We start from the raw sequence: 15,383 nt of genomic DNA, 5'->3' as shown, positions 1-15,383 counted from the left end.
GCTGTTGCAGGACCGGCTCGGGCTCTCCGACGACGAGCTGCTGGCGGTCCTCGATGTCGATCCGCTGAGCGTCCTGGGCGGCGAGCTCGACCACAAACCGCAGCTGCCGATCCTGTTGACACTCACCGAAGAGGCCGCGGAGCGGGCCGGCCCGGAGGTCCTCAAGCGCTGGGTCCGCGCCACCGGCCGCCACGGCCGCCCGATCGACCTGTTGCTCGCCCAGGACTTCGGCGCGTTCGAGGACGCGCTCGAGGATCTGCGCGAGCGAGGGTTCGTCGTGCGCGCCTCGCGCTAGCGCACCGCTTCGGCCGCCTGCGACTTCTCCTGGCGCTTCTCGCCGGGCCACACGCCGAAGAGGTGGTCCCAGCCCTTGGCGCCGGCGCGGTCCACCGCCGCACGCGTCACCTTGAAGGTCACGCCCTGCACCGCGGCGGCGGCCATCACCTTGGGCCAGTCGGCCTCCCGCGTGGTCGGCTTCGGCGGCTCCTCGTCGTCGAAGATCCCCCACACGACGTCGAACAGCTTCTTTGACAGCAGGCCCGCGAGGACGCCCAGCGCGATCCCGAACGGCTTGTACAAGAGCTTCATGGCTCGAACGTACCCGAGGGCGGCCATGCCCGACCGTCAGTGCAGGTTCCGACCACTTGTCCGATGAAATGGGGTACACATCGTTGCAAGATCAAGGAGGCACGATGGACAGCCACCACGACGAGCAGCACGACGGTCCGCCCGGCGAGGGCCTCGCCGATGAGCTGCTGCGCCGCGCGCTCCTCGATCCCGAGGCGGCAGCTGCCGTCGCCTTGAAGATCCGCGGCCTCGCACTGTCTGACGAGCTCACGGTCATCTTCCACGGCCGCCGCGACCTCGGCACGATCCAGACCTACGTCGCCAACGGCGGTCATGGCGAGGGGGAGAAGCTGGGCGCGCGCGATCTCCTGCGCGTCCCGGTCGACCTCGACCTCGGCGAGGCCTACAGCCGCGAGGAGGCCCAAGAGGCCTACGCGGCGCAGGCCCGCACGCTGCGCGACGCGCTCCAGGCCGCCGACACCGTCTTGGCGATCTGGGAGGGCCCGCTGCGCGACGTCGCCGAGTCGGGCGTGACGCTGGTGCGCTCGGTCGATCTCGACGTGCCCCTGCCCGCCCACCGGCTGATGCCGATCGCCCTCGTCGCGCCCGAGCGCCAGCTCACGGTCGTGCCGGTCTGCGGCGCGCGGACGCTCAGCGAGGGCCGTCCGCCCATGGGCATCGCCTGCGCCCAGCAGGACGTCGCCCACGTCTACCCGCTGCCCGACGATCCGGAGGCCGCGCTGGAGGACTTCGTCGCCCGCGCCGCCGATCACGCCCGCAACATGGCCGGCCGGCTCGAGGCTCAGGAGCGCAGCGTCCAGCGCTTCCTGGAGATCAACGGGCCCGACGAGCTCCCTGCGACCGGCTGACCGCAAGCCGATTAGGGTGCGGGCGCAGTGCTCGCCCGCCGTCCCAGCCGTCGTCTGCTCGCCATCGCCATTGCGGCCACGCTCGTCGTCTTGGTCGTCGGCTTCCTGTCGGCGCGCTTTCTGACGACCGAGAACCGCGAGCGCGACGCGATCTTCACGCTGCTGCAGCGCGAGGCGGCCGGCGATGAGCGCGGCGTCCTTGCCCACCTGCACGGCTGTGACGCGGCCTGCATCGCAAAGGTTCACGCGTTCCTGCCGAGGGTGACCGGCGTGGGCGCCGTGAAGATCGCGCGTCTGGACTCCGGCACGTCCTACACGCTGGGGACGAGCACCGGCACGTCGCGCGTGGTCTGGGTGCACGGCGTCGACAGCCGGCCGATCGTGCAATGCGTGAGCGTCAGACGGCAAGGGGGTCCGCTGACCGGACGCTCCGTTAGCCTGCTGGCACTCAGCGCGCCGCTGGCCAACAACGAGGATTCCTGCTGACGCAGGGGTTCTGGTTGCAGGACCGCATCGCGCACCTGCCCCTGGTGTTCCCCCTCCCCGAGATGCTCCGACGCTGCCTTCTGCTGTCCCTCCTCGCCGCGCTTGCGCTGCCGACGGTCGCCTACGCCCAGAGCCCGAGCGCGAACGCCGCCCAGGCCGACGGCCTGCTGAACAAGACCCTCTACAAGGGCGGCGCCTCCGGGCGCTTCCTGATGGCCGGTCAGTGGTATTACCGCGCCGACACGGCCGGCAACGGCGCCGTGTCCGTGTTTGCCGGCGACCCATCGAACGTGGGCTGGACGCCGGTCAGCGTCCCCAACGCCTGGAACGCCAAGGACTACTCCGACGCGTCGTTTGCGGGCGGCGTGGGCTGGTATCGCAAGAGCTTCCACCTCCCGAGCGCCGCCAAGCGGCTCTCCTGGATCGTGCGCTTCGAGTCGGTCAACTACCGCTCGCGGGTCTATCTCAACGGCAGGCTGATCGGCAAGAACACCGGCGCCTACCTGCCGTTCGAGATCCGCCTGCCCGCCGGGCTGCTCAAGCGCGGCGGCACGAACCTGCTGGCGATCCGCGTCGACGACCGCCGCTTCCCGACCGACTTCCCACCCTCGGGCCTGTCGACGACCGGCGTGCCGACCGGCGGCTGGTGGAACTACGGCGGCCTGCTGCGCGAGGTCTACCTGCGCAAGATCGATCGCGCGGACTTCAACACGGTGGCGGTCCTGCCGGACCTGCCGTGTGGCAGCTGCGACGCCCACGTCACCTACAAGGCGACGCTGCGCAACTACGGCGACAAGGCGCAGCGGATGCGGGTCACCGCGCGCCTGGGCGCGCGCAAGGTCGTGCTCGGCACGGCATCGGTGGGCGCGAAGAAGTTCGCGACGTTCACCAAGCGCATCGCCGTCAAGAACCCCAAGACGTGGTCGCCGACCAGCCCGTATCTCTACAACACGTCCTTGACCGTCAGCGACGGCAAGAAGACATTGCAGACCTACCACGTGGAGACGGGCATCCGGTCGATCAAGGTCGTCAACGGCCATCTGATGCTCAACGGCAAGCCGCTGAACTTCCGAGGCTTCGGCACCCACGAGGACTCGCTCGACAAGGGCTTTGCGATCGACGACGCTCAGCGCGAGCAGCAGATCCAGTGGGCGCGGGAGGAGGGCGCGACGCTCTTCCGCAGCCACTACCCGCTGCATCCCTACTACTACGAGCGCCTCGACGAGCTCGGCATGCTGGCGTGGACCGAGGTCCCCATCTACTCGGTCAAGACCAAGTACCTCAAGCAGCTCAAGGTCCGCAAGCTGGCGGCGCGTGAGCTGGAGAGCGCGGTGCGGACCAACATCAACCACCCGTCGATCATCGTGTGGTCGGCCGGCAACGAGCTGAGCGCGCGGCCCGGCCCGGTGCAGGGCTACTACATCCAGCGCGCGGTCAAGCTCGCCAAGTCGCTGGACCCGACGCGCCCCGTGGGCCTTGCGGTCGCGGGCTACCCGTCTGCGGGCTGCCAGCCCGAGTACGCACCGCTGGACGTCCTCGGCATCAACGAGTACTTCGGGTGGTACTCCGGGCCCAACGGCCAGATCGCTGATCAGACGACGCTCAGCGACTACCTCGACAGCGTCCGTCAGTGCTACCCCGGCAAAGCGATCGTGATCACCGAAACGGGCGCGGAAGCCAATCGCGACGGGCCGGTCGAGGAGCGCGGGACCTACCAGTTCCAGCAGGCGTTCGCCAACTACCACTTTGGCGTCTACGCCACCAAGCCGTGGCTATCGGGCGCGATCTGGTGGACCCTGGAGGAGTTCGCGGTCAAGCCCGGTTGGGAAGGCGGCAACCCCTGGCCGGCGCCGCCGATCCACCAGAAGGCGCCGATCACGATGGCAGGGGTCAAGAAGCCCGCCTTCTACGACCTCCAGCGGATCTACAAGGCCACCAAGCAGTGGGGTCCTTAGGGACACTTATGTTTTCGGTAGACGTTTCGAGGTAGATTCGGGGGCATGTCCCCGAAGCACTTCCTGACGTTGAGCATCGTCGCCGCCGGTTTGGCCGCCCTTGGGGTCGCCGGTTGCGGCGGCGACAAGCAGGCCGACACGACGACGCCGGCCGCTGCACAGGCGCCCGCCACCACGGCGCCGGCGGCGACCACGCCCACCGCGACGACGCCGGCCGCGACCACCGCGACGCCCGCGCCGGCCAACGCTTCGGATCCGGTGGCGCTGGCCGCCGCGACCACCGACCGCCAGGCCGGCGCGCTCGCCTTCGCCATGAAGGGGACGGTCACGACGAAGGGCCAGGCGGTGCCGCTCTCGGTCCGCGGCACGATCGACCGCAACAACCAGCGCGGCGCGTTCACGACCAAGACGTCGTTCGGCTCGAAGTCCTTCACCGTCAAGGAGATCACCGACAAGCAGCAGCTCTATCTCCGCAGCCCGCTCTTCGCCGGCAAGCTGCCCGGGGGCAAGTCCTGGATGAAGGTCGACCTCGCCGAGGCTGCGCGCACCCCGGGGCTCGACCTCGACGCGCTGGGTGCCAGCGGGCCGTCGCAGGATCCGGCGCAGGGCCTGGACTACCTCCAGGGCGCGGGCGCGGCGAAGCGCCTCGGGGCCGCGAAGGTCCACGGCGTGGCGACCACGCACTACCGCGTGCAGGTCGATCTCAAGCGCGCTGCCCAGCGCAGCGCGAAGGGGACGGCGAAGCGCTCGATCGACCGTCTGATCGCGACGCTGGGCGGTCCCACGACGCTGCCGGTCGACGTCTGGGTCGACGGCGATCACCTCGTCCGGCGCCAGCGCGTCGCCTACACGGCGACCGTCACCGGCCAGGTCTCCGCGTTCGACGTCACGACCGACTACACCGCCTTCGGTGCGAAGCTCGACGTCAAGCCGCCCGCCGACGGCGAGACGTTCGATGGGCTCGCGGCGCTCAAGGCGGCCGCCAAGGCGCGGCAGGAGGCCCAGCAGTCTCAGCAGGCCCAGCAGGGCTGAGCGAGCTGGGCGCGGGTTCGAACCGTTCGGGGCCGGAGGAGCCGCGGTTTTTGCGGCGCCTCCGCTACCATCGACCGCCGCCCATGGCCGACCAGACCACCAAGCTCGACGTTCACGCCCGCGAGGCAGCCCACTCCCGCGAGACCCGCCGCCTGCGCCGTTCCGGCCAGGTCCCCGGGGTCCTCTACGGAGGCTCCGAGGAGCCGGTCTCCTTCGCCGTCGCTGAACGCACCCTCCGCCACGCGCTTGCCGCGAAGGGCGCGGTGCTCGAGCTGAGCGTCGATGGCTCTTCGTCGACGCCCGCCGTGCTCAAGGACGCTCAGCGTCACCCCGTACGCGGTGATCTCATGCACGTCGACCTGCTGCGCGTCGACCTCAACGTCGCGATTCAGGCGACGGTCGCCGTCCACCTCGTCGGTGAGGACAAGGCCCCCGGCGTCGTCGAGGGCGGCATCCTCGAGCACGTCTCACGCGAGCTGACGATCGAGGCGCTCCCGAACGAGATCCCCGAGTTCATCGAGGTCGACGTCTCCAAGATGGAGATGAACGGCACGCTGCAGCTGTCGGAGATCACGGCGCCGGCCGGCGTCACGCTGCTCGACGACCCCGATGCGACGGTGCTCGCCTCGATCACGCCCCCGAGCGTGTCGACGGAGGCCGACGACGGCGTCGAGACCGAGACCGAGGTCGTGGGTCAGGCCGCTCCGGCCGCAGCTGAGGGGGCCGATGACTCGGCCTCTGAGGGCGGCGAGTAGCACCCCGGGCGGGAACTTCTCCCGCCGATGAAGCTTCCAGGACGTAGTGCTGCGCCCGTCGACTGGTTGGTCGTCGGGCTCGGCAACCCGGGCGCGCAGTATGCGCGCACGCCGCACAACGTGGGCTTCCTCGTCGCTGATGCCCTGATCGCGCGCTGGGGGCTCGGCAAGCCGAAGAAGGCGTTTGCCGGGCTCTACGCCGACGGGCGAGCGATGCCCGGGGGTCCACGTGTCGGCGTCCTGCTGCCGCAGACCTTCATGAACGACTCCGGCCGTTCCGCCGGCCCGGCGCGCGGCGCCTTGAAGGCCGAGCTCGACCACGTCATCGCCGTCCACGACGAGCTCGACCTGAAGTTCGGCGACATCCGCACGCGGATCGGTGGCGGCCTGGCCGGCCACAACGGGCTGAAGTCCCTGAAGGCCGGCTTCGGCTCGCCCGACTTCGCCCGCGTCCGGATCGGCGTCGGCCGGCCCGACACCACCGACCCCGAGATCGTGTCGTCCTACGTCCTGGGCCGCTGGCGCCAGCCACCGGCCGAGGTCACCGAGCTGGTCGACCGCGCGGCAGACGCCGTCGAGCGCATCGTCGACGGCCGCGACGCGCTGGGCTGAGCGCGCGAGACGGCGGTGTTGCCGGCGTCTTGCGGTCTGACCCGGGGCAGCGCCCTGACGTCTACGATCGCGCCATGCGTGCTCGCTGGCTCCCGCTGACCGCTGCGCTGCTGCTCACCGTCGGGGGTGGCACTGCGGCAGCCGCCTCGCCGCCGCCCGCCTTCGGGCCGGCCGACGGCGTGCAAGCGTCGCGCGCCCCCGATGGCACCGTGGAGATCCGTCTCACCGGCTCGGCCGCCGCGGCGCTGGACGGGCACGACCTGTCGGTCGACTGCGGGGTGCACCGGGAGTCCGTCGGCCTGCTGTTCACCGGTCGCGGTGCGCTGAACGGTGACAGCAACACCTACGGCGCCAACGGGACGGTGAGCTCCGCCGGCGTTCTGCGGGTCGAGATCGGGACGAGCCGCCCGCTCGACGCCTGCGTGATACGGGACGGCACGACGATCTTGGCGCGCGCTGCCCTCGACACGGCCGGTGCGGTCTGGACCGACGAGGCTCCCCGCGCGCTGGCCCTCCGCGACCTTCTCTTCCGCGCTCGGGCGGCGTCGAGCTATCGACCCGCGACGGCGATGGTGGGCGGCGCGGTCGTCGCTCTCGATGGCCCGGCGGCTACGGCGCCCGCGGGGCAACTCGGCTACTGGACCGACGGGGCCGCGCACGCGGTCGCGACCACGACGAGCGCCGTCGGCCGCGTCCTGACGGTCGAGGACCTCGGCGAAGGCATGCTGCGGACCGACGTGCTCGATCAGGGCGGCATCATCGATCCCGTGTTTGCCGCCGCCCTCGGCGAGGGGGCCGTCACGGGTGGCCTCGCCGGTTCGGTCCCGGGCCAGACCCCGCCGGCGGCTTCGCCCTACCGCGGCGCGCCGCTCGACGCCGGCGACGGTATCCGCACGCGCTTCGTTGGCCGTCGCTTGACCGTGCGCTTCACCGGGCGCTCCGCGGCGGCCGCGCGAAAGCTCGCCGGCCGTCGTCTCCGCGTCGTCTGCGTCACCCGGCCGCCGCGCGGCCTCTTCGGCGGCGCGTTGCACGCGCCGGTCGTCCACACCGGCGCAGCGCGCCTGCCCAGGCACGGCGGCCGCCTGAGCGTGAGCCTGAGCGGCACCGGCGACGCGTGCCTGCTCTTTGACGCAGACCGGCTCGTCGCCTACGCCGTGCCCGCCGAGGCCGGACGGCGCTGGATGGCCGACGTCCACGCGGTCGACCTGCTGGACCGGCTCCCCGACAGCCTCGCCGCGCCGGGTGGGCAGGCCTACCTGACGACGGCAGCGATCGTCGTCGCCCACCACGACCTCACGGCGATGGCCGGGCCCGATACGGCCGTGGCGCCCGGCCGCGTCGGCGTTTGGACCGACGGCGCCCGCCACGCCGTCGTCACCACCACATCGTCCTCCGGCCATCGCGTGGTGATGGCCGACGAGGGCGGCGGGATGCTGCGGACCAACCTCTTCAGCGAGTTCGTCGGCCTGACGCTGCTCGACGAAGGCGCATTGAGCGGCTAACTCCCAAATTGGAGAGCGCGCGGCCGCCCGACGCTTTACGATCTCGCGCCATGCGCGCCCGCTCCGTCCTGTTCATCATTGGGTTGGTACTTATCGCTCTGCCCGCCTCGGCGGCGCAGGGCGCCACGCGGCCCCTGGTTCCCGGCCCCGCTCAGGGCGTCCAGGCGACCGCCGCCGGCGGCATGCTGACAATTCAGTTCACCGGCGCCGCGGCGGCGCTGGGACACAAGCTGGCCGGCAAGCAGGTCGACATCAGCTGCGACGTCCACCCCAAGCCCGGCCTGCTGTTCGGCGACGAGAAGGATGTCTCGACGCTGCGCCACGGCACGGTCGATGCCGGCGGCACGTTCGTGCGGGTGAAGCTCGCCTACCCGGGCGACGCCTGCGAGCTGAGCCCCTCCGATGACTTCGGAACGCTCGCGCGCGCCGCGGTGACCCCGGCCGGCGCCGTGTGGGCCGACGAGCAGGCGCACGCGGCGAAGCTGTCCGACGCCGTGTTCTCCGTGGCGCCGACCGCGGTCTACCCACCGGTCGCCGCGGTGGTCGCCGCGGGCCGCGGGCACGTCGTCGCGCTCGACTCGCCGGATGGCTCGCCGCCGCCCGGTCAGGTCGGCTACTGGACCGACGGCGGGACGCGAGCCGCCTACGTCACGTTGAGCGATGCCGGCCGGCGCCTCTTCGTCCAGGACCTCGGCGCGGGGATGCAGCGGACGAACGCGCTCGACGCGGAGGTGACCCCAGAACCGTTGGAGTCCTTGAAGATCGACGGATCGCCTGGGCAGTCAGACCGGGACGGCCGGCACGTGCGCGAGTACCACCGCAAGCCCGTCCTGGCCGTCGACGGCGTGCGTGCGTCGATCGTCGGTGGCCGGCTCGTCATGCGTTTCACCGGGCGGTCGGCGGCCGCGTTCCGCGCGATCGCGGGTCATCGGGTCAGGCTGCTGTGCAGCGCGGTGCCGCCCTCGGATCTGCTCGGCAGCGTCATCGACGGTCCGGCGATCTCTGTCCGGATCGTGCGCGTCCCGCGCCACGGCGGCGTCGTGGCGCTCCGCACGCCGCGCGCGCACGACGATTGCGGCATCGCCGATGGCCGCCACCTCGTGACCGAGGCCCAGCCCACGGCTCGGGGCCGGCGTTACCTGTCTGAGACGACCGCTGCGCTGCGCTTTTTGGCAAGCGCGCCCGAGACGCTGGCCGCTCGCGGCGCGACCTCCTATCCGGGCGCTGCCACGATCGTCGCCCAGCACGATGGCCTGGACGTCATGTCCACCCCCGATGCGCCGGTGCGGCGAGGCACCATCGGGGTGTGGACCGACGCGGCGCAGCAAGCCGTCCTCGCCACGACGACGCCGGACGGCCGGCGCCTGGTCGTCGCCGACGAGGGCGATGGGGTGGTGCGCGCCAACGCCACCGTGATCGCCATCGTGGCGGCCTTCGCCGCGCTGGGCGGGTAGCCGGCTCCCTATATTGAGAGGAGCACCCGGCCGCGCGCTCGCGCGGTCGCTGCGCATGCCCTATATGTCGCTTCGCTCCCTCCTCACCCTGCTCGCCGACGACCCCAACGGCCCGCGCCTGGCGCGCGAGGGCGGCCGGGCGTTCGTGTCGGCGTCCTACCGCCCGTATGTCATCGGGGCGTTGCTCGATGGCCTTGACGGGCCGATGGCGGGCCGTCCTGCGCTGGTCGTCGCCGCCGACGACCGCCAGGCGCGCGATCTGGCCGCTGACCTGCGCCACTGGCTCGCCCCGCGGCCGGTGCGCTTCTACCCGAGCCGCGGTGTCGCCTACGAGTCGCACCTGGCGCCGCCGCCGCACCTGGTCGGCCTGCGCGTCGCCGCGCTCGACGCGCTGCTGGCAGAGTCAACCGACGAGGCCGAGCCCCCGGTCGTCGTCGTCTCCGCCGTCGCGCTCAGCGAGAAGGTCCCGGATCCCTCGCTGCGGCCGAAGTCCTTCTGGCTGCGCGTGGGGGATCTGCTCGATCTCGACGAGGTCTCCGCCGACCTCGTCGCCGCCGGCTACGAGCGCGTCGACCAGGTCGATGACCGTGGCCAGTTCGCGATTCGCGGCGGCATCCTCGACGTCTACCCGGCGACGTCTGACCACGCGGTCCGCGTCGACCTCTTCGACATCGAGATCGAGTCGCTGCGCGAGTTCTCGACGTTCACCCAGCGTTCGCTGGCCGAGCTGACCGAGCTGGAGATCGCGCCCGCCGCCGAGCTGAACGCCGAGCACCGCGAGGCTGCGGAGATCGCGGCGGTGAGCGATGTCGAGGACCGCCCGGATGTCGCCGAGCTCCTGCCCGTCGATCAGTTCCACGCCTTCCTGGATCTCGCGCCGGCTGACGCCGCGGTCATCCTGGCTGAGGAGGCCGAGATCGGCTCGGCGCTGACCGACCACTGGCAGGACGTCTGCGCCGCCTTTCACGCCACCGACGCACACGACCTCTACGTCCAGCCCGAGAAGGTCAACGCGGCGCTCGACGCGCGCGCTCACGTCCGCCTCAGCGCGCTGTCGGGCGACCAGCCCTTCGAGTTCCGCGCGCAGGCCGCCGACCTCGGCGCACGCTCGCTGCGCGAGGCCGAGCCCCAGCTGGAGAAGCACGTCCGCGGCGGTTACCGCACGGTCGTCACATGGCCCCAGCGCGGCCAGGGCGAGCGCACGGCCTACAACCTGGCCCGCCTGAAGGCGCGCTGGCTGGAGGACGACGGTGGCTTGGGGGCGGGGGGTGGGGGCGGTGTCACCGCTCAGGCCGGCGATCTGCGCTTCGCCGTCGCCTCGCTGCGCGACGGCTTCATCGCCGGCGGGCCGCGCATCGCGATCATCCCCGAGCACCGCCTCTTCCGCCGCAAGCGCGCCGAGCGCGCCGATGGCGTGCAAGCGCGCCGCCGCGGCGCGCTGCGCTCCTTCAGCGACCTGCGCACCGGTGAGCACGTCGTCCACGAGGACCACGGCGTCGCGCGCTTCGCGGGCTTCGAGACCAAGACGGTGGCCAACGTCACCCGCGACTACCTGCAGCTCGAGTTCGCCGGCAGCGACAAGGTGTACATGCCGGTCGAGCAGCTGGCCAAGATCTCGCGCTACCTCGGTGCCGGCAGCGGCTCGCCGACGTTGAGCAAGCTCGGCGGCAAGGCCTGGGAGACGATGAAGGCACGCGCCCGGCGCGCGGCCCAAGAGCTGGCCGGCGAGCTGCTCAACCTCTACGCCGAGCGCCGCAAGCGCGCCGGCCACGCCTTTCCCGAGGACTCCGAGTGGCTGCGCGAGTTCGAGGAGAAGTTCCCCTACACCGAGACCGCCGACCAGCGCGAGGCGATCGAGGTCGTCAAGGCCGACATGGAGCGCTCGACGCCGATGGACCGCCTCATCTGCGGCGACGTCGGCTACGGCAAGACCGAGGTGGCGCTGCGCGCCGCGTTCAAGGCTGCCGACGACGGCCGGCAGGTGCTCGTCCTCGCGCCGACGACGATCCTCGCCCAGCAGCACTTCGGCAACTTCGCCGAGCGCCTGAAGGACTACCCCTTCACCGTGGACCACGTCTCGCGCTTCCGCACGCCCAAAGAGCAGAAGGAGGTCGTCGCGGCCTTCAACAAGGGCAGCGTCGACATCCTGATTGGCACCCACCGCCTGCTCGGCCGCGACATGCGCGGCAAGGACATCGGGTTGATCATCGTCGACGAGGAGCAGCGCTTCGGCGTCAAGCAGAAGGAACTGCTGCGCCAGCTCAAGCTCAAGGTCGACGTCATCGCGATGAGCGCCACGCCGATCCCGCGCACGCTGCAGATGTCGATGGCGGGCGTCCGCGACATCTCGGTGATCGAGACGCCGCCCGAGGGCCGGCGCCCGGTCAAGACCTACGTTGGCGAGTACGACGAGGAGCTCGTCAAGCAGGCGATTCTGCGCGAGAAGAAGCGTGGAGGCCAGGCGTTCTTCGTGCACAACCGCGTGGAGTCGATCGACGAGACGGCCGAGCGCCTGCGCGGTCTCTGCCCGGGCGTGAGCTTCGAGGTCGCCCACGGCCAGCTCGACGAGAAGGATCTCGAGCAGCGCATGCTCGGCTTCCTGCGCGGCGACGCCGACGTGCTGGTCGCGACCTCGATCATCGAGTCGGGGATCGACATCCCGCAGGCCAATACGCTGATCGTCGAGCGTTCCGACATGTTCGGGCTTGCCCAGCTGTACCAGATCCGCGGGCGCGTGGGCCGCTCGCGCGAGAAGGCCTACGCCTACCTTCTGTACCCAGCGCACGCCGCGCTGACCGAGGAGGCGATGAAGCGCATGAGCGCGCTCAGCGACTACACCGAGCTCGGCGCCGGCTTCAAGATCGCGATGCGCGACCTCGAGATCCGCGGTGCCGGCAACCTGCTCGGCGACGAGCAGTCGGGCCACGTCGCGGCGCTCGGCTTCGAGCTCTACATGCAGATGCTCGACGAGGCCGTGCAGATGGCGAGTGAGTCCACCGACGACGATCAGCGCGAGCCGGTCCGCCTCGACGTCAACGTCGACGCCTACATCCCGGCCGACTACATCGCCTACGAGCAGGCCAAGATCGACGTCCACCGGCGCATCGCCGGCGCGCGCGAGGTCGCCGACCTCGGCGTCCTGCGCGACGAGCTGGAGGACCGCTTCGGCGAGATCCCGCAACCGCTGGCCAACCTGCTGGACCTCCAGCAGGCGCGCATCAAGCTCGGTCAGGCAGGTGCCCGCGCGGTCAGCTTCCGCGGCGATCGGCTGACGGTGAACCCGGTCGATCTCGACGCCGAGCAGGCCGCACGGCTCAAAGAAGCGCTTCCGGCGTCGACGTATGAGCCCGGTCGCTCGCAGCTCTCGGTAATTGTTCCTAAAGAGCCTGAGCAGCGCTTCCCGGCCGTCATCGCCGCCGCAGATGCCTTGCTGGCGGTGTCTTTCGCGCCCGTGTAGTCCGTTGCTGAGGCACCGTCAAGGTGCGGAGGGCTGCCAATTGGACACAGGTTTAAGGCTCCGTTCATACAGACCCTGGTAGCTTGCGCCCCGCTATGACATCGCCTCGTCGTTTTTCGGCGCTCTTGGGCGCCTTTTTCGTGCTCCCCCTCGTCCTCGCCGCTTGCGGCGGCGACAGCGTGCCCGGCAACGCCGTGGTCAAGATCGGAAGTGATCCGATCAAGACCTCGGAGTTTGACCACTGGCTCCAGGTAGCGGCCACCACGCAACAGCAGCAGACGGGGGTGACGGGCAAGGCGACGATTCCGCAGCCGCCCGACTTCACGGCCTGCATCGCCAACAAGAAGAAGACGGCGACCAAGCCGGCCAAGGGCCAGCCGACCCCGACCGACGCGACGTACAAGGCACAGTGCCAGCAGGAGTACGGCGCGCTGCGCGACCAGGTCATGCAGTTCCTGATCTCTTCGGCCTGGATCGAGGGCGAGTCGGCCGACCGCGGCGTCAAAGTCGCCGACAACGATGTCAAGAAGGACTTCGACAAGCAGCGTCAGCAGAGCTTCCCCAAGGACAACGACTACACGGCCTTCCTGAAGAGCTCCGGGTACGTCCAGGAAGACCTGCTCTACCGCATCAAGATCCAGGACCTGTCGCAGAAGCTGCGCACGAAGGTCCTTGAGGGCAGCGACAAGGTCACCGACGCCCAGATCACCAACTACTACAACAAGAACAAGATCCGCTTCGCGGTCCCCGAGCAGCGCGACCTGAAGATCGTGCTGACCAAGACCGAGGCCCAGGCCAAGAAGGCCCGCGCGGCCATCGACAGCGGCCAGTCCTTCAAGACGGTCGCGGCGAAGTACTCCGTCGATCAGGCCACGAAGGACAACGGTGGCGTCCTGACGGGGGTCCCGAAGGGCCAGCAGGAGAAGTCGCTCGACGCCGCGACCTTCAAGGCTCCCATCAACAAGGTCGAGGGCCCGGTCAAGACGCAGTTCGGCTACTACGTCTTCGAGGTCACGAAGATCACGCCGGGCAAGCAGCAGCCGCTGTCGACGTCCAAGGCCTCGATCAAGCAGCTGCTGGTCAGCCAGCAGCAGCAGACCAAGCTCGACACCTTCGTCAAGGACTTCCAGAAGAAGTGGAAGGACAAGACGAAGTGCCAGAAGGGCTACCAGACGACCGACTGCTCCAACCCGCCGAAGGCGACGCCGTCGACCGCGGCGCCGGCGACCACGGCCACGCCGCAGCAGAACGCGCCGCCGGCCAGCGGCGGGACGGCCACCACCCCGAAGAAGTAGAAGGACGGGTAGCCTGCGGCGGGTGTCTTCCGACCCCGCCGCAGACGTCGCCCAGGCGGTCGCGGCGCTCGACGCCCTGACACGCAAGCTGCGGGTCGAGTGCCCGTGGGACCGCGAGCAGGACGAGCGGACGATCGTGCCGCACACGCTCGAGGAGGCCTACGAGCTGGCCGACGCCGCGCATCGTCGCGACGACGCCAAGCTGCTCGACGAGCTCGGCGATGTGCTCTTCCAGGTCCACTTCCTGGCGCTGTTGCTCGAGGAGCGCGGCGCCGGGTCGCTGGCCCAGGTCGCCGAGCACGTGCGCCAGAAGCTGATCCGCCGCCATCCGCACATCTTTGGAGCGGTGCGAGTCGCTGACGCGGGCGAAGTGCTGGCCAATTGGGACGCGATCAAGTCCACCGAGTCTGATCGCGAGCCGGGGATCTTCGGCGAGGTGCCCGAGAACCTGCCGGCGCTGCTGTACGCCCGCAAGATCCAGCGGCGCACGGCGACCAGCGGCTTCGACTTAGACGAGCCGCCGTACGCGGCGGTGGGCGGCATGCTCGAAGAGTTGGAGGCCGCCGGCGATCCCGACGCGCGCTACGTCGCCGCGGGGGACCTCCTCTTCGCCGCCGTCAACGTCGCGCGCAAGCTCAAAGTCGACCCGGAGCTCGCGCTGCGGTCCTCGGCCGATAGGTTTCGCGCGCGCGTCGAGGCCGCCGAGCGGCTCGCCGAGGCCGACGGCGCGCGCTGGAACGACCTTCAAACCCGTCGCCAGATCACGTACTACGCGCAGGCCCGACTCCAAGAAGAGGACTGAGACCCGACTGCCATGAGCGCCATCGAACGCGTCCACGCCCGCCAGATCCTCGACTCCCGAGGCAACCCGACCGTCGAGGTCGAGCTTGCCCTGCGCTCCGGCGCCACGGGCCGCGCGGCGGTTCCATCGGGCGCCTCCACCGGTGAGTTCGAGGCGACCGAGCTACGTGACGGCGGTCCGGAGTACCTCGGCAAGGGCGTCACGCAGGCTGTCGACAACGTAAATGGTGAGATCGCGGTCGCGATTGCGGGCCTCGACGCCTCCGATCAGGCCGCGCTGGACGGCAAGCTGATCGAGCTCGACGGCACGCCGAACAAGTCGCGCCTGGGCGCCAACGCCATCCTCGGCGTCTCGCTGGCCGCCGCGCACGCGGCTGCGGCGGAGGAGGGCCAGCCGCTGTGGCGCTACCTCGGGGGCGAGAGCGCGCATGTGCTGCCCGTTCCGATGATGAACGTCCTCAACGGCGGCGCGCACGCCGACAACTCGGTGGACTTCCAGGAGTTCATGATCGTGCCGGTGGGCGCGAGCTCCTTCCGGGAGGGGCTGCGCTACGGCACCGAGGTCTTCCACGCTTTGAAGAAGACGTTGCACGATCGC

The 15,383-nt window shown here is 70.5% G+C and carries 13 protein-coding genes and 1 pseudogene; 13 read left to right on the top strand and 1 reads right to left on the bottom strand.

All coding sequences use genetic code 11. From position 1 onward, the window contains the following. Positions 1-4: 4 nt before the first annotated feature. Positions 5-295 (top strand): hypothetical protein, encoded by a 291-nt coding sequence (locus VGO10_RS12230; protein WP_327468649.1) that lies wholly within the window; start codon positions 5-7, stop codon positions 293-295. Here VGO10_RS12230 and VGO10_RS12225 read toward each other — a convergent pair. Next, complete coding sequence (locus tag VGO10_RS12225) at positions 292-588, bottom strand: DUF4235 domain-containing protein (protein WP_327468647.1); 297 nt, start codon at positions 586-588, stop codon at positions 292-294. The two genes, VGO10_RS12230 and VGO10_RS12225, sit on opposite strands and share 4 nt — an antisense overlap. Before the next feature lie 104 nt (positions 589-692). On the opposite strand from VGO10_RS12225, the gene VGO10_RS12220 reads away from it, so the two are divergent. The 12 genes and pseudogenes from VGO10_RS12220 to eno all read left to right on the top strand — a co-directional run. Further along, the gene (locus VGO10_RS12220; RefSeq protein ID WP_327468645.1) at positions 693-1,436 is read left to right on the top strand and encodes a hypothetical protein; all 744 of its coding nucleotides are present in this window, start codon (positions 693-695) and stop codon (positions 1,434-1,436) included. Between the two features lie 27 nt (positions 1,437-1,463). Continuing rightward, a complete protein-coding gene (locus VGO10_RS12215; protein WP_327468643.1) occupies positions 1,464-1,922 on the top strand; it encodes a hypothetical protein in 459 nt (152 codons plus the stop codon). 44 nt (positions 1,923-1,966) lie between these two features. Then, a complete protein-coding gene (locus VGO10_RS12210) occupies positions 1,967-3,877 on the top strand; it encodes a glycoside hydrolase family 2 protein (RefSeq protein WP_327468641.1) in 1,911 nt (636 codons plus the stop codon). A 45-nt stretch (positions 3,878-3,922) separates the two neighbouring features. Further along, the gene (locus tag VGO10_RS12205) at positions 3,923-4,909 is read left to right on the top strand and encodes a hypothetical protein (protein ID WP_327468639.1); all 987 of its coding nucleotides are present in this window, start codon (positions 3,923-3,925) and stop codon (positions 4,907-4,909) included. 83 nt (positions 4,910-4,992) lie between these two features. Continuing rightward, a complete protein-coding gene (locus VGO10_RS12200; RefSeq protein WP_327468637.1) occupies positions 4,993-5,664 on the top strand; it encodes a 50S ribosomal protein L25 in 672 nt (223 codons plus the stop codon). A 27-nt stretch (positions 5,665-5,691) separates the two neighbouring features. Then, positions 5,692-6,276 carry an aminoacyl-tRNA hydrolase gene (gene pth / locus VGO10_RS12195; RefSeq protein WP_327468635.1) on the top strand — a complete coding sequence of 195 codons (585 nt, stop codon included), beginning with the start codon at positions 5,692-5,694 and terminating at the stop codon, positions 6,274-6,276. Between the two features lie 74 nt (positions 6,277-6,350). Further along, entirely contained in the window at positions 6,351-7,778 is a 1,428-nt protein-coding gene (locus VGO10_RS12190; protein ID WP_327468633.1) for a hypothetical protein, read from the top strand. A gap of 50 nt (positions 7,779-7,828) precedes the next feature. Continuing rightward, positions 7,829-9,232 (top strand): hypothetical protein, encoded by a 1,404-nt coding sequence (locus tag VGO10_RS12185; RefSeq protein WP_327468631.1) that lies wholly within the window; start codon positions 7,829-7,831, stop codon positions 9,230-9,232. Between the two features lie 64 nt (positions 9,233-9,296). Next, positions 9,297-12,689, top strand: a complete 3,393-nt coding sequence (gene mfd, locus VGO10_RS12180; protein WP_327468629.1) for a transcription-repair coupling factor — start codon at positions 9,297-9,299, stop codon at positions 12,687-12,689. 140 nt (positions 12,690-12,829) lie between these two features. Further along, on the top strand, positions 12,830-13,984 hold the full coding sequence (locus tag VGO10_RS12175; protein ID WP_327468627.1) for a peptidyl-prolyl cis-trans isomerase: 1,155 nt from the start codon (positions 12,830-12,832) through the stop codon (positions 13,982-13,984). A 22-nt stretch (positions 13,985-14,006) separates the two neighbouring features. Further along, positions 14,007-14,786, top strand: a complete 780-nt coding sequence (gene mazG / locus VGO10_RS12170; RefSeq protein ID WP_327468625.1) for a nucleoside triphosphate pyrophosphohydrolase — start codon at positions 14,007-14,009, stop codon at positions 14,784-14,786. Positions 14,787-14,798: 12 nt separating this feature from the next. Continuing rightward, positions 14,799-15,383 (top strand): annotated as a pseudogene (gene eno / locus VGO10_RS12165) (phosphopyruvate hydratase); the annotation flags it as partial.

The sequence above is a fragment of the Baekduia sp. genome (assembly GCF_035996765.1).
GTDB lineage: Bacteria > Actinomycetota > Thermoleophilia > Solirubrobacterales > Solirubrobacteraceae > Baekduia.
The sequence above is the reverse complement of the archived record's forward strand: the minus strand, read 5'-3'. Positions and strand labels throughout refer to the sequence as shown.

Excerpts from the sequence above, each read along its gene's own strand:
- pth (WP_327468635.1), top strand. The coding sequence starts at position 5,692 with ATGAAGCTTCCAGGACGTAGTGCTGCGCCCGTCGACTGGTTGGTCGTC.
- VGO10_RS12220 (WP_327468645.1), top strand. The coding sequence starts at position 693 with ATGGACAGCCACCACGACGAGCAGCACGACGGTCCGCCCGGCGAGGGC.
- mfd (WP_327468629.1), top strand. The coding sequence starts at position 9,297 with ATGTCGCTTCGCTCCCTCCTCACCCTGCTCGCCGACGACCCCAACGGC.
- VGO10_RS12200 (WP_327468637.1), top strand. The coding sequence starts at position 4,993 with ATGGCCGACCAGACCACCAAGCTCGACGTTCACGCCCGCGAGGCAGCC.
- VGO10_RS12225 (WP_327468647.1), bottom strand. The coding sequence starts at position 588 with ATGAAGCTCTTGTACAAGCCGTTCGGGATCGCGCTGGGCGTCCTCGCG.
- VGO10_RS12190 (WP_327468633.1), top strand. The coding sequence starts at position 6,351 with ATGCGTGCTCGCTGGCTCCCGCTGACCGCTGCGCTGCTGCTCACCGTC.
- VGO10_RS12205 (WP_327468639.1), top strand. The coding sequence starts at position 3,923 with ATGTCCCCGAAGCACTTCCTGACGTTGAGCATCGTCGCCGCCGGTTTG.
- VGO10_RS12185 (WP_327468631.1), top strand. The coding sequence starts at position 7,829 with ATGCGCGCCCGCTCCGTCCTGTTCATCATTGGGTTGGTACTTATCGCT.